The sequence below is a fragment of the Maritimibacter sp. HL-12 genome (assembly GCF_900177545.1).
GTDB lineage: Bacteria > Pseudomonadota > Alphaproteobacteria > Rhodobacterales > Rhodobacteraceae > Sinisalibacter.
Map to the genome: position 1 here is coordinate 1993567 of NZ_FXBQ01000001.1, position 15207 is coordinate 2008773.

The 15207-nt window shown below is 63.6% G+C and carries 8 protein-coding genes; all 8 read left to right on the forward strand.

The window, feature by feature from the left end; genetic code table 11:
* Positions 1-223 precede the first annotated feature (223 nt).
* The 8 genes from rpoB to tuf all read left to right on the forward strand — a co-directional run bounded on the left by rpoB (position 224) and on the right by tuf (position 15171).
* A complete protein-coding gene (gene rpoB, locus B9Y97_RS09995; protein WP_085526595.1) occupies positions 224-4363 on the forward strand; it encodes a DNA-directed RNA polymerase subunit beta in 4140 nt (1379 codons plus the stop codon).
* A gap of 90 nt (positions 4364-4453) precedes the next feature.
* Positions 4454-8722 carry a DNA-directed RNA polymerase subunit beta' gene (rpoC, locus tag B9Y97_RS10000; RefSeq protein WP_085526596.1) on the forward strand — a complete coding sequence of 1423 codons (4269 nt, stop codon included), beginning with the start codon at positions 4454-4456 and terminating at the stop codon, positions 8720-8722.
* Between the two features lie 167 nt (positions 8723-8889).
* Positions 8890-9753: a glycosyltransferase gene (locus B9Y97_RS10005; RefSeq protein WP_085526597.1), complete on the forward strand. Its 864-nt coding sequence runs from the start codon at positions 8890-8892 to the stop codon at positions 9751-9753.
* Positions 9750-10646: a DMT family transporter gene (locus tag B9Y97_RS10010; RefSeq protein WP_254900893.1), complete on the forward strand. Its 897-nt coding sequence runs from the start codon at positions 9750-9752 to the stop codon at positions 10644-10646. The genes B9Y97_RS10005 and B9Y97_RS10010 overlap by 4 nt, the downstream gene beginning before the upstream one ends.
* A 275-nt stretch (positions 10647-10921) precedes the next feature.
* Positions 10922-11293 carry a 30S ribosomal protein S12 gene (gene rpsL, locus B9Y97_RS10015; RefSeq protein WP_085526599.1) on the forward strand — a complete coding sequence of 124 codons (372 nt, stop codon included), beginning with the start codon at positions 10922-10924 and terminating at the stop codon, positions 11291-11293.
* A 12-nt stretch (positions 11294-11305) separates the two neighbouring features.
* Positions 11306-11776, forward strand: a complete 471-nt coding sequence (gene rpsG / locus B9Y97_RS10020) for a 30S ribosomal protein S7 (RefSeq protein WP_085526600.1) — start codon at positions 11306-11308, stop codon at positions 11774-11776.
* Positions 11777-11788: 12 nt separating this feature from the next.
* Complete coding sequence (fusA, locus tag B9Y97_RS10025) at positions 11789-13912, forward strand: elongation factor G (protein WP_085526601.1); 2124 nt, start codon at positions 11789-11791, stop codon at positions 13910-13912.
* A gap of 83 nt (positions 13913-13995) precedes the next feature.
* On the forward strand, positions 13996-15171 hold the full coding sequence (tuf, locus tag B9Y97_RS10030) for an elongation factor Tu (RefSeq protein ID WP_085526585.1): 1176 nt from the start codon (positions 13996-13998) through the stop codon (positions 15169-15171).
* Positions 15172-15207 lie beyond the last annotated feature (36 nt).

Sequence of the window (15207 nt, forward strand, 5' to 3'; positions counted from 1 at the left end):
GCCCCGCGAAAATGTTGGCTGGGCCCGGAGAAATCCGGGTCCAGCCGAACCTGTCTTGGAAAGGGCTTGGGCGCTCTGAGCCCTTCCCAAGGCGCGGTTCGAGGATCGGGAGGCGGCCTGTGGGAGGGCTGCCAGGTATGGATCTGAACCCCCATTTCGAACGGTGCGCGAGCCGAAGCCCGGCGGCTACGCGCATCAGTGAGAAAAGAAAGGCTTACACCTGATGGCGCAGACCTACCTCGGCCAGAAACGTCTCCGCAAATACTTCGGCAAGATCCGCGAAGTGCTTGAAATGCCGAACCTCATCGAGGTTCAGAAATCGTCTTACGACCTGTTCCTGAAGTCCGGCGAGGGCGAGCAGCCCACCGATGGCGATGGTATCCAGGGCGTTTTCCAGTCGGTTTTCCCGATCAAGGATTTCAACGAGACCGCGGTGCTCGAATTCGTGAAATACGAGCTGGAAACGCCGAAATACGACGTCGAGGAGTGCATGGAGCGCGACATGACCTATTCGGCACCGCTGAAGGTCACGCTCCGGCTGATCGTGTTCGATATCGATGAAGATACCGGCGCCAAGAGCGTGAAGGACATCAAGGAGCAGGACGTGTTCATGGGCGACATGCCGCTCATGACCCCCAACGGCACCTTTGTCGTCAACGGCACCGAACGGGTGATCGTGAGCCAGATGCACCGCTCCCCCGGCGTGTTCTTCGACCACGACAAGGGCAAGACCCACAGCTCCGGCAAGCTGCTGTTTGCGTGCCGCATCATTCCCTACCGCGGCTCCTGGCTCGATTTCGAGTTCGACGCGAAGGATATCGTCTTTGCGCGGATCGACCGCCGCCGCAAGCTGCCGGTGACGACGCTGCTCTATGCCCTCGGGATGGATCAGGAAGGCATCATGGATGCCTATTACGATACCGTCGATTTCAAGCTGAAGAAAAACAAGGGCTGGGTGACGAAGTTCTTCCCCGAGCGCGTGCGCGGCACCCGTCCGACGATCGACATCGTGGATGCCAAGACCGGCGAAGTGCTGTTCGAGGCGGGCAAGAAGATCACCCCGCGCGCGGTCAAGAAGCTGATCGACGAAGGCAATGTGAACGAGTTGCTCGTGCCGTTCGACAACATCGTCGGCCGCTACGTCGCCAAGGACATCATCAACGAGGAAACCGGCGCGATCTATGTCGAGGCCGGCGACGAGCTGACCTGGGAAACCGACAAGGAAGGTGACGTTACCGGCGGCAGCCTGAAAGAGCTGCTCGACGCCGGGATCACCAACATCCCGGTACTCGACATCGACAACGTCAACGTCGGCCCCTACATCCGCAACACCATGGCGGTCGACAAGAACATGGGCCGCGACACCGCGCTGATGGATATCTACCGGGTCATGCGCCCGGGCGAGCCGCCCACCGTCGAGGCCGCCAGCAACCTGTTCGACACCCTGTTCTTCGACAGCGAGCGCTACGATCTCTCCGCCGTGGGCCGGGTCAAGATGAACATGCGGCTCAATCTCGATGCCGAAGACACCCAGCGCACGCTGCGCAACGCCGATATCGTGGCCTGCGTCAAGGGTCTGGTCGAACTGCGTGACGGCAAGGGCGACATCGACGACATCGACCACCTTGGCAACCGCCGGGTGCGCTCGGTCGGCGAATTGATGGAAAACCAGTATCGCGTCGGCCTTTTGCGCATGGAGCGCGCGATCAAGGAGCGGATGTCGTCGGTCGAGATCGACACGGTGATGCCGCAGGACCTGATCAACGCCAAGCCCGCCGCGGCCGCCGTGCGCGAGTTCTTCGGCTCCTCGCAGCTTTCGCAGTTCATGGACCAGACCAACCCGCTCTCGGAAGTCACCCACAAGCGCCGCCTCTCGGCGCTTGGCCCGGGCGGCCTCACCCGCGAGCGCGCCGGCTTCGAGGTGCGCGACGTGCACCCGACCCACTACGGCCGGATGTGCCCGATCGAGACGCCGGAAGGCCCGAACATCGGCCTGATCAACTCGCTCGCCACCTTCGCGCGGGTCAACAAGTACGGCTTCATCGAAACGCCCTATCGCAAGGTCGAGAACGGCCAGGTGACCGACGAAGTCCAGTACATGTCGGCCACCGAAGAGATGCGTCACACCGTGGCACAGGCCAACGCCCACCTCGATGCCGATGGCCGGCTTGAGAACGATCTGGTGAACACCCGCCAGTCGGGTGAATACACGATGGCGCCGCGTGAAAGCGTCGATCTCATCGACGTGAGCCCGAAACAGCTGGTTTCGGTCGCGGCGGCGCTGATCCCGTTCCTCGAGAACGACGACGCCAACCGCGCGCTGATGGGCTCGAACATGATGCGCCAGGCGGTGCCGCTGCTGGAGCAGGAAGCCCCGCTTGTCGGCACCGGCATGGAAGGCAAGGTCGCGATCGATTCCGGCGCGGCGATCCAGGCTCGGCGCGGCGGCGTGATCGACCAGGTCGATGCCACCCGCATCGTGGTGCGCGCCACCGAGGATCTCGAACCGGGCGATCCCGGCGTCGATATCTACCGTTTGCGCAAGTTCCAGCGCTCGAACCAGAACACCTGCATCAACCAGCGCCCGCTGGTGAAGGTGGGCCAGGACGTGACCCGGGGCGAGATCATCGCCGATGGCCCGTCGACCGATCTGGGCGAACTCGCGCTCGGCAAGAACGTCGTCGTCGCCTTCATGCCGTGGAACGGCTACAACTACGAAGACTCGATCCTGATCTCCGAGCGCATTGCGCGCGACGACGTCTTTACCTCGATCCACATCGAGGAATTCGAAGTCGCCGCCCGCGACACCAAACTCGGGCCGGAAGAGATCACCCGCGACATCCCCAACGTCGGCGAGGAAGCCCTGCGCAACCTCGACGAGGCGGGCATCGTCTACATCGGGGCCGAGGTCCAGCCGGGCGATATTCTCGTCGGCAAGATCACACCGAAGGGCGAAAGCCCGATGACGCCGGAGGAAAAACTCCTGCGCGCGATCTTCGGTGAAAAGGCCTCCGACGTGCGCGACACCTCGCTGCGCGTAAAGCCGGGCGATTTCGGCACCGTCGTGGAAGTGCGGGTGTTCAACCGTCACGGCGTCGAGAAGGACGAGCGCGCGCTTCAGATCGAACGCGAAGAGGTCGAAAGCCTCGCGCGTGACCGTGACGACGAGCTCGCCATCCTCGAACGCAACATCTACGCTCGCCTGCGCGCGATGATCGAGGGCAAGACCGCGGTGAAGGGGCCCAAGGGCGTCAAGGCCGGCTCGAAGATCGACGCCGCCCTGCTCGACGATCAGCTTTCGCGCGGCCAGTGGTGGCAACTCGCCCTCGAAGACGAGGCCGACGCGGCCGGGATCGAGGCGCTGCACGCCCAGTACGAGGCGCAGAAACGCGCGCTCGATCACCGTTTCGAGGACAAGGTCGAGAAGGTGCGCCGGGGCGACGATCTGCCGCCGGGCGTGATGAAGATGGTCAAGGTCTTCATCGCGGTGAAGCGCAAGCTCCAGCCGGGCGACAAGATGGCAGGCCGTCACGGCAACAAGGGTGTGATCTCGAAGGTCGTGCCGATGGAAGACATGCCCTTCCTCGCCGATGGCACCCCGGTCGATTTCTGCCTCAACCCGCTCGGCGTGCCGAGCCGGATGAACGTGGGCCAGATCCTCGAAACCCACATGGGCTGGGCGTCGCGGGCACTTGGCCTGAAGATCGACGAAGCGCTGCAGGAATACCGGCGCTCGGGCGATCTCACGCCGGTGCGCGAGGCCATGCGCCAAGGCTACGGCGACGAGGTCTATGACGAAGGTATCGCCGGACTGGACGAGGGCGGGCTGGTTCAGATCGCCGAAAACGTCACCCGCGGCGTGCCGATCGCAACCCCGGTGTTCGACGGTGCCAAGGAGGCCGATGTGAACGACGCGCTGGTGCGCGCCGGCTTCGATACCTCCGGCCAGTCGGTGCTGTTCGACGGGCGCAGCGGTGAACAGTTCGCCCGCCCGGTGACGGTGGGGATCAAGTATCTCCTCAAGCTGCACCACCTTGTTGACGACAAGATCCACGCGCGGTCCACCGGCCCCTACAGCCTCGTGACCCAGCAGCCGCTGGGCGGCAAGGCGCAGTTCGGCGGTCAGCGCTTCGGCGAGATGGAGGTCTGGGCCCTGGAAGCCTACGGCGCTGCCTACACGCTGCAGGAAATGCTCACCGTCAAGTCGGATGACGTGGCGGGCCGGACCAAGGTCTACGAGTCGATCGTCAAAGGCGAAGACAACTTCGAAGCCGGCGTTCCGGAGAGCTTCAACGTGCTCGTGAAGGAAGTCCGCGGCCTCGGCCTCAACATGGAACTCCTGGATGCGGAGGACGAGGAATAACGGCGCAGGGGCCTTCAAGGGCCCTTGGGAAGGCTTTGTGAAGAGTCTTCCCGCCGCTCCCCCCTACCGCACGACTTCAAGGATTTGAAAATGAACCAGGAACTGACCACCAACCCGTTCAACCCGCTCGCATCGCCGAAGATTTTCGACGAGATCAAGGTATCCCTTGCCTCGCCGGAACGGATTCTCTCGTGGTCCTACGGCGAGATCAAGAAGCCCGAAACCATCAACTACCGAACCTTCAAGCCCGAGCGCGACGGCTTGTTCTGCGCCCGCATCTTCGGGCCGATCAAGGATTACGAGTGCCTTTGCGGCAAGTACAAGCGGATGAAGTATCGCGGCGTTGTCTGCGAGAAATGCGGTGTCGAGGTAACGCTCCAGAAGGTGCGCCGCGAGCGGATGGGCCATATCGAGCTTGCCGCCCCGGTCGCCCATATCTGGTTCCTCAAGTCGCTGCCCAGCCGGATCGGCCTGATGCTCGACATGACCCTGCGGGATCTTGAGCGCATCCTCTACTTCGAAAACTACGTGGTGATCGAGCCCGGTCTGACCGACCTGAGCTACGGCCAGTTGATGACCGAAGAAGAGTTCATGGATGCCCAGGACCTCTACGGCATGGACGCCTTCACCGCCAACATCGGTGCCGAGGCGATCCGCGAGATGCTCGCCCAGATCGACCTTGAGGCCGAAGCCGAACAACTGCGGGCCGACCTCGCCGTGGCAACCGGCGAGTTGAAGCCGAAGAAAATCATCAAGCGTCTGAAGATCGTCGAGAGCTTCCTCGAGTCGGGCAACCGTCCCGAGTGGATGATCCTCACCGTGATCCCGGTGATCCCGCCCGAGTTGCGCCCACTGGTGCCGCTCGACGGTGGCCGGTTTGCCACCTCCGACCTCAACGATCTCTACCGCCGGGTGATCAACCGCAACAACCGCCTCAAGCGGCTCATCGAGTTGCGCGCGCCCGACATCATCGTGCGCAACGAAAAGCGGATGCTGCAGGAATCCGTCGACGCGCTGTTCGACAACGGCCGTCGCGGCCGGGTCATCACCGGGGCCAACAAGCGCCCGCTGAAATCGCTCTCCGACATGCTCAAGGGCAAGCAGGGCCGGTTCCGCCAGAACCTGCTCGGCAAGCGGGTCGATTTCTCGGGCCGCTCGGTGATCGTGACCGGGCCGGAACTCAAGCTGCACCAGTGCGGGTTGCCCAAGAAGATGGCGCTCGAACTGTTCAAGCCGTTCATTTACTCGAGGCTCGAGGCCAAGGGCCTCAGCTCGACGGTGAAACAGGCCAAGAAGCTGGTGGAAAAAGAGCGCCCCGAGGTCTGGGACATTCTCGACGAGGTGATCCGCGAACATCCGGTGATGCTCAACCGCGCGCCGACGCTGCACCGCCTCGGCATCCAGGCTTTCGAGCCGGTGCTGATCGAGGGCAAGGCGATCCAGCTTCACCCGCTGGTCTGCGCCGCGTTCAACGCCGACTTCGACGGTGACCAGATGGCCGTTCACGTGCCGCTCTCGCTGGAAGCCCAGCTTGAAGCGCGCGTGCTGATGATGTCGACCAACAACGTGCTGTCGCCCGCCAACGGCGCGCCGATCATCGTGCCGTCGCAGGACATGATCCTCGGCCTCTACTACATCACGATGGAGCGCCAGGGCATGAAGGGCGAGGGCATGGTGTTCTCGTCGATCGAAGAGATCGAGCACGCGCTCGAATCCGGCGAGGTGCATCTGCACGCCAAGATCCAGGCCCGGATGAAGCAGATCGACGAAACCGGGCAGGAGGTCTGGAACCGGGTCGAAACCACGCCGGGCCGGGTGCGCCTCGGTGCGCTGCTTCCGCTCAACGCCAAGGCCCCGTTCAGCCTCGTCAACCGGCTCCTGCGCAAGAAGGAAGTCCAGCAGGTCATCGACACCGTCTACCGCTACTGCGGCCAGAAGGAGAGCGTGATCTTCTGCGACCAGATCATGACGCTGGGCTTCAAGGAAGCCTTCAAGGCCGGGATTTCCTTCGGCAAGGACGACATGGTGATCCCCGACACCAAGTGGTCGATCGTCGGCACCGTGCGCGACCAGGTGAAGGAATACGAACAGCAATACATGGACGGCCTGATCACCCTTGGCGAAAAATACAACAAGGTGGTCGATGCCTGGTCGAAATGCTCCGACAGCGTCGCCGACGCGATGATGGGCGAAATCTCGGCCGTGCGGTTCGACGAGAACGGCGCCGAGAAGGAGCCGAACTCGGTCTACATGATGAGCCACTCCGGTGCGCGGGGTTCGCCGGCGCAGATGAAGCAGCTCGGCGGCATGCGTGGCCTGATGGCCAAGCCTTCGGGCGAGATCATCGAAACCCCGATCATCTCGAACTTCAAGGAAGGCCTGACCGTGCTCGAGTACTTCAACTCGACCCACGGTGCCCGCAAGGGCCTTGCCGATACCGCGCTGAAAACCGCGAACTCAGGCTACCTGACCCGCCGTCTTGTCGATGTGGCGCAGGATTCCATTGTCCGGGTCCACGATTGCGGCACCGAGCTGGCGATCACCGCCGAGCCCGCGATCAACGATGGCGAGGTGGTGTCGAGCATCAGCGAACGGATCCTTGGCCGTGTTGCGGCGGATGACGTCGTGCACCCGGTCACGGGCGAAGTGCTGGTGGCCAAGAACGAGTTGATCGACGAGCGCAAGGCCGATGCGGTCGAGGACGCCGGGATCATCTCGATGCGGATCCGCAGCCCGCTGACCTGCGAGGCCGAGGAAGGCGTCTGCGCCATGTGCTACGGGCGCGACCTTGCCCGCGGCACCATGGTCAACATCGGCGAAGCGGTGGGCATCATCGCAGCCCAGTCGATCGGCGAGCCGGGCACCCAGCTCACGATGCGGACCTTCCACATCGGCGGCATCGCCCAGGGCGGTCAGCAATCGTTCCAGGAAGCCAACCAGGACGGCAAGATCGAGTTCCGTAACGCCAACATGCTGCTCAACGCCGCCGGCGAACAGATCATCATGGGCCGCAATACGCAGATTGCGATCATCGACGAGAACGGCATCGAACGCGCCCTGTTCAAGCCGGGCTACGGCTCCAAGGTCTTCGTCAAGGAAGGCGCGGCGGTCGCGCGGGGCGACAAGCTCTTCGAATGGGATCCCTACACCCTGCCGATCATCGCCGAGGCCGCGGGCACCGCCAAGTTCGTAGACCTGATTTCCGGTCTCTCGGTGCGCGACGACACCGATGACGCCACCGGCATGACCCAGAAGATCGTGTCCGACTGGCGGTCCGCGCCGAAGGGTTCCGATCTCAAGCCCGAGGTCATCCTCGTGGGGGAAGATGGCGAGCCTGTGCGCAACGATGCCGGCAACCCGATCACCTACCCGATGTCGGTCGACGCGATCTTGTCGGTCGAGGACGGTGCCCAGGTGCAGGCCGGCGACGTCGTGGCGCGGATCCCGCGCGAGGGCGCCAAGACCAAGGACATCACCGGCGGTCTGCCGCGGGTGGCCGAATTGTTCGAGGCCCGCCGTCCGAAGGATCACGCCATCATCGCCGAGATCGACGGCTACGTGCGCTTCGGCAAGGACTACAAGAACAAGCGCCGCATCACCATCGAACCTGCCGACGAGAGCCTCGAGCCGGTGGAATACATGGTGCCCAAGGGCAAGCACATCCCGGTGCTCGAAGGCGATTTCGTCCAGAAGGGCGACTACATCATGGATGGCAATCCCGCGCCGCATGATATCCTTGCCATCATGGGCGTCGAGGCGCTGGCCGATTACATGATCGACGAGGTGCAGGATGTCTACCGTCTGCAAGGCGTGAAGATCAACGACAAGCACATCGAGGTGATCGTTCGCCAGATGCTGCAGAAGTGGGAGATCACGGACTCGGGCGAGACCACGTTGCTCAAGGGCGAGCATGTCGACAAGGCCGAGTTTGACGCCGCCAACGAGAAGGCGATTTCCAAGGGCGGCCGTCCGGCACAGGGTCAGCCGATCCTGCTCGGGATCACCAAGGCCTCGCTGCAAACCCGGTCGTTCATCTCCGCCGCCTCCTTCCAGGAGACGACGCGGGTGCTTACCGAAGCCTCGGTGCAGGGCAAGCGCGACAAGCTCGTGGGTCTGAAGGAGAACGTCATCGTCGGCCGGCTGATCCCGGCGGGCACCGGTGGCGCAACCCAGAAGGTGCGCCACATCGCCCAGGAACGCGACCGCAAGGTGATCGAACAGGCGCGGGCCGAAGCCGAGGCGGCAGCAGCCCTCGCGGCACCGGTGGAAGGGTCGGACATCTCGGCAGACAGTTTCTTCCGCAGCAAGGATGCCGACGTTGTCGACACCCCCGAGGCGGACGGCGACGAAAAGCCCTGATCGCCGCACGCCCGATCCGGGATCAAAGCCCCGCCGCATCGCCGGCGGGGCTTTTTCGTGGCCGGCCGAAACCTCCTGGCCAGTGCCCGGGCCGGAACAGTCCGACCCCATTGGCGAAACGCCTGATTGGACTTTTCGCCCCAATCGGGTTCTGACATAGTTTGCCCATGTCCGAGGTGGAAAACAGCACGGTAAACGGGGTTCAGGTTCTGGGCCTGTGTCGTTTTTCGGTGCCTTCGAAGGGTGCCTTCAAGGTCCATCACCACCACGTCGCCAACCGCCGTGCCTTTCTCTACGAGCCCAAGCGCCTCGCCTTGCGCTTCACCTGGTTCGAGCATGTCGTGCTGCCTGGCATTGCCGCGCAGAAAGACCCGAACTTCAAGCTCGTGGTCGTGCTCGGAGAAGACATGCCCGAGCCATGGCGGTCGCGGATGCTCGCCCATGTCTCGGCGATCCCGCAGCTCGTGGCCGAATTCGTGCCGCCCGAGGATCACCGCAAGGTTTGCGCCGATGCCATCGCCCGCCATATCGACCCGGAGGCGGAGGCGGTGCTGCAATTCCGCCACGACGACGACGACGCGGTTTCGGTCGATTTCGTCCGGCGGCTGCGGCGCGATTTCCGCAAGACGCGCAAGTTGTTCGATGCCACCGGCCTGATGGCGATCGACTATGCGCGCGGCATCAACCTGTTCGATACTGGCGGGAGCCTCACGCCCTATCCGCGCTTCGAGGCCTTTCTCGGCATTGCCTTCGCGGTCTGCACCCGGCCGAGCGACGGCAACCACGTGCTCGATTTCATGCATCACGTGATCTGGCAATCCATGCCGGTGGTCACCCAGAGCGACGCCTACATGTGGTTGCGCGGCGTGCATGGCACCAACGACAGCGGCGGCCCGAAGCCGGTGGCGCATTTCGAGGCCGATCCGGCCGAGCTGCGCCGGGTCTTGCGGCAACGTTTCCGTGTTGATCTGCCCGGCTTCAAACAGGCCCTGCAAGGCTGGCGCGACGAGCACGGCGAGGCCGCCGAGTGACTCCAGACGCAAGTTTGCGGCGCTCCGACAACCTGCGCGGCGCGGGGCTGATGATGCTCTCGATGGCCGCCTTCACGTTAAACGACACCGCGATCAAGGCCCTGGGCGACAGCGTTCCGCTGGCCCAGGCAATCTTCCTGCGCGGGGTGATGAGCACCGCGCTGATCTACCTCGCGGCAAGGCACATCGGTGCCATCCGTCTGAACCTGCCGCGCCGCGACTGGGCGCTCATCGTCCTGCGCAGCCTTGCCGATCTCGGCGCGACCTTCCTCTTCCTCGCCGCCCTCATGCGAATGCCGCTGGCCAACCTGACGGCGATCCTGCAAGCCTTGCCGCTCACCGTGGCGCTGGCCGCGGCGCTGGTGTTTGGCGAGCCGCTGGGCTGGCGAAGGCTCGCCGCGATCGCGATCGGCTTCGTCGGCGTGATGCTGATCGTTCGTCCGGGGCCGGGGGGCTTCGATATCCACGCCCTCTACGCGCTCGGGGCGGTCGGGTTCGTCACCATCCGCGATCTCGCCGCGCGCAGGCTTTCGCCCGCAGCGCCTTCCATGACCGTGGCGCTCGTCGGCGCGGCAGTGATCATGCTGGCGTCAGGATTGCTCGCGGCGATGCAGGGCTGGCAGCCCGTGGGTCGCACCGACCTCGGCCTCCTCGCGCTTGCGGCGGTGTTCATCTTCGCCGGTTACCTTGCCTCGGTGATGACGATGCGGGTGGGTGAAATCGGCCTTGTCGCGCCGTTTCGCTACACCGGCTTGATCTGGGCACTTGTCCTGGGCTGGCTGGTGTTCGGCGACTGGCCGACGCCGCTGACCCTTTTCGGTGCCGCCATCGTCGTTGCAACCGGGCTGTTCACGCTCCTGCGCGAACGTGCGCTCGCCCGTCAGGCCCGCTGATTGCCGGGTTCCGGCACCGAACCCTTGTTGACAACCCCTCCGACTCCCCATATACGCCGCCTCATTCGGGCAACCGGTCAAACCCGCGCGCCTGCATCAGAGTTGAAGTGGACAAGATCCGGGCAATCGCCCCGATCCTCTGGAAACCCACCGCGTCGCCTCAAGTAAAGGGGCGGGTGCGGCGGATTGCGTTTTGCGGACGCGTGAGGCGCAGAACAGATTAACCGGGGCGCGCGCCCCATGAACAGAGTGTTGCAACACGGGGACGAGACCCAATGCCAACGATCCAGCAGCTGATCCGCAAGCCGCGGCAGCCCAAAATCAAACGTTCCAAGTCGGTGCACCTGGAATCCTGCCCGCAGAAGCGCGGCGTCTGCACCCGCGTCTATACCACGACGCCGAAGAAGCCGAACTCGGCCATGCGGAAGGTTGCCAAGGTGCGCCTGTCGAACGGCTTCGAGGTGATCAGCTACATCCCCGGCGAGAGCCACAACCTGCAGGAGCACTCGGTCGTGCTCATCCGTGGCGGCCGTGTGAAAGACCTTCCCGGTGTGCGCTACCACATCCTGCGCGGTGTGCTCGATACCCAGGGCGTCAAAGACCGTCGCCAGCGTCGTTCGAAATACGGCGCGAAGCGTCCGAAGTAAGGAGAGACCAGGATGTCCCGTCGCCACGCCGCCGAAAAGCGCGAAGTTCTGCCCGATGCCAAGTACGGTGATCGGATTTTGACGAAGTTCATGAACAACCTGATGATCGACGGCAAGAAGTCGGTCGCGGAAACGATCGTCTACAACGCCCTCAACCGGGTTGAAGACAAGATCAAGCGTGCGCCGGTGGAAGTGTTCCACGAGGCGCTCGACAACATCAAGCCTTCGGTCGAAGTGCGCTCGCGCCGGGTCGGTGGCGCGACCTACCAGGTGCCGGTTGAAGTGCGCCCCGAGCGCCGTGAAGCGCTTGCGATCCGCTGGCTCATCATCGCTTCGCGCAACCGCAACGAAAACACGATGGAAGAACGCCTCGCCGGTGAACTGCTCGATGCAGTGAACGGCCGTGGCACCGCCGTGAAAAAGCGTGAAGACACCCACAAGATGGCAGACGCGAACAAAGCGTTCAGCCACTACCGCTGGTAAGAGGCCCTTTCCATGGCACGCGATTATCCCCTCGAGCGCTACCGCAACTTCGGTATCATGGCCCACATCGACGCGGGCAAGACGACGACGACCGAGCGCATCCTTTTCTACACCGGCAAGTCCCACAAGATCGGCGAAGTCCATGACGGCGCCGCCACGATGGACTGGATGGAGCAGGAGCAGGAACGCGGCATCACCATCACCTCGGCCGCAACGACGACCTTCTGGCAGCGCCAGGAAGATCCGACCGCCGAGGGTATCTCCGACACCAAGTACCGGTTCAACATCATCGACACCCCCGGCCACGTCGACTTCACCATCGAAGTCGAGCGGTCTCTGGCCGTGCTCGACGGCGCGGTTGCGCTGCTCGATGCCAACGCCGGTGTCGAGCCGCAAACCGAAACCGTGTGGCGTCAGGCCGACCGCTACAAGGTGCCGCGCATGGTGTTCGTCAACAAGATGGACAAGATCGGGGCCGACTTCTTCAACTGCGTGCGCATGATCAAGGACCGCACCGGGGCCACCCCGGTTCCGGTAAACTTCCCGATCGGTGCCGAGGACAACCTCGAAGGCATCGTCGATCTCATCAAGATGGAAGAATGGGTCTGGAAGGGCGAAGACCTGGGGGCCTCCTGGGTGCGCCAGCCGATCCGCGACGATCTTGCCGCCACCGCCGAAGAATGGCGCTCGCACCTGGTCGAGCACGCCGTCGAGATGGACGATGACGCGATGGAAGCCTACCTCGAGGGCAACGAGCCCGACGAGGCGACCCTGCGCAAGCTGGTCCGCAAGGGCACGCTGAGCATGTCCTTCGTGCCGGTTCTGGGTGGTTCGGCGTTCAAGAACAAGGGCGTCCAGCCGCTGCTCAACGCGGTGATCGACTTCCTGCCCGGTCCGCTCGACGTGCCCGCCTACATGGGCTTTGCCCCCGGCGACGAAACGGAAACGCGCGATCTCGCCCGTTCCGCCGACGATAGCCAGCCTTTCGCGGGCCTCGCCTTCAAGGTCATGAACGACCCCTTCGTGGGTTCGCTCACCTTCACGCGCATCTATTCGGGTGTGCTGAAGAAAGGCGACGGCATCGTGAACTCGACCAAGGGCAAGCGCGAGCGCATCGGCCGGATGATGATGATGCACTCCAACAACCGCGAGGAAATCGAAGAGGCCTTCGCGGGCGACATCATCGCGCTGGCCGGCCTGAAGGAAACCACCACCGGCGACACCCTGTGTGACGCGCAGAAACAGGTGGTGCTCGAGACCATGAGCTTCCCCGATCCGGTCATCGAAATCGCGGTCGAGCCGAAAACCAAGGCCGACCAGGAAAAGATGGCCCAGGCGCTTCAACGCCTGTCGGCGGAAGATCCCTCGTTCCGCGTCGAAACCGATCTCGAATCGGGCCAGACGATCATGAAGGGCATGGGCGAACTTCACCTCGACATCCTCGTCGACCGGATGAAGCGCGAGTTCAAGGTCGAGGCCAACATCGGCGCGCCGCAGGTGGCTTACCGCGAGACCATCGGTCACGCGATCGAGCACACCTACACCCACAAGAAACAGTCGGGTGGGTCGGGCCAGTACGCCGAGGTCAAGCTCGAGATCGCGCCGACCGAAGCCGGCGAAGGCTATTCCTTCGAGAGCCGCATCGTCGGTGGCGCGGTGCCGAAGGAATACATCCCCGGCGTCGAGAAGGGCATCAAGTCGGTGATGGATTCGGGCCCGATTGCCGGCTTCCCGGTGATCGACTTCAAGGTGGCGCTGGTCGACGGCAAGTTCCACGACGTCGACTCCTCGGTCCTCGCTTTCGAGATCGCCAGCCGCATGTGCATGCGCGAAGGTCTCAAGAAGGCCGGTGCCAAGCTGCTGGAACCGATGATGAAGGTCGAGGTGGTGACGCCGGAAGAATACACCGGCAACATCATCGGCGATCTGACCTCGCGTCGTGGCCAGGTTTCCGGCCAGGAGCCGCGCGGCAATGCCGTGGCGATCGCGGCCTTCGTGCCGCTGGCCAACATGTTCGGCTACATCAACACGCTGCGGTCGATGTCGTCGGGCCGCGCCCAGTTCACCATGCAGTTCGACCATTACGAGCCGGTTCCGCAGAACATCTCCGACGAGATCCAGGCGAAATACGCTTAACCGGGATGGCGGGGTGAACCCCGCCCTACCCACCACCCGTAGGGCGGGGCTGCCCCGCCACCCGAAACGAAAAGGAAGACAAGATGGCTAAGGAAAAGTTTGAACGCTCCAAACCGCACGTGAACGTCGGGACGATTGGACACGTTGACCACGGCAAGACGACGCTGACGGCGGCGATCACGAAGTATTTCGGCGAGTTTCGCGATTACGACCAGATTGACGGTGCACCGGAGGAGAAGGCGCGGGGGATCACGATCTCGACGGCGCATGTCGAGTACCAGACCGAGAACCGTCACTACGCGCACGTCGATTGCCCCGGCCACGCGGACTACGTGAAGAACATGATCACGGGCGCCGCGCAGATGGACGGCGGGATCATCGTGGTTTCGGCGGCCGATGGCCCGATGCCGCAGACCCGCGAGCACATCCTGCTTGCGCGCCAGGTTGGCGTGCCTGCGCTGGTTGTCTACATGAACAAGGTCGACCAGGTGGATGACGAGGAGCTTCTTGAGCTTGTCGAGATGGAGATCCGCGAGCTTCTGACCGAGTACGATTTCCCCGGCGACGACATTCCGGTGATCAAGGGCTCGGCGCTGGCGGCGCTCGAGGGCCGCGATCCGGAGATCGGCGAGAACTCGATCCGCGAGCTGATGGCGGCGGTTGACGCGTCGATCCCGACGCCGCAGCGGGCTGTCGACCAGCCGTTCCTGCTGCCGATCGAGGACGTGTTCTCGATCTCGGGCCGTGGCACGGTTGTGACCGGCCGGGTTGAGCGTGGTGTTGTGAACGTGGGCGACGAGCTCGAGATCATCGGCATCCGCGACACCAAGAAGACGACCTGCACGGGTGTCGAGATGTTCCGCAAGCTGCTGGATCGCGGCGAGGCGGGCGACAACGTGGGCGTTCTTCTGCGCGGCATCGACCGTGACGCGGTCGAGCGTGGCCAGGTTCTGTGCAAGCCGGGTTCGGTGACGCCGCACACGAAGTTCGAGTGCGAGGTCTACATCCTGACCAAGGAGGAAGGCGGCCGCCACACGCCGTTCTTCGCCAACTACCGCCCGCAGTTCTACTTCCGCACGACGGACGTGACCGGCACGGTCGAGCTTCCCTCGGGCACCGAGATGGTGATGCCGGGCGACAACCTGAAGTTCACCGTCGAGCTGATCGCCCCGATCGCGATGGAAGAAGGCCTGCGCTTCGCCATCCGCGAAGGCGGCCGCACCGTCGGATCCGGCGTCGTGTCGAAAATCCTCGTGTAAAGACTGGTTCGACGTGGGTCGGGGGGCAGTCCCCCG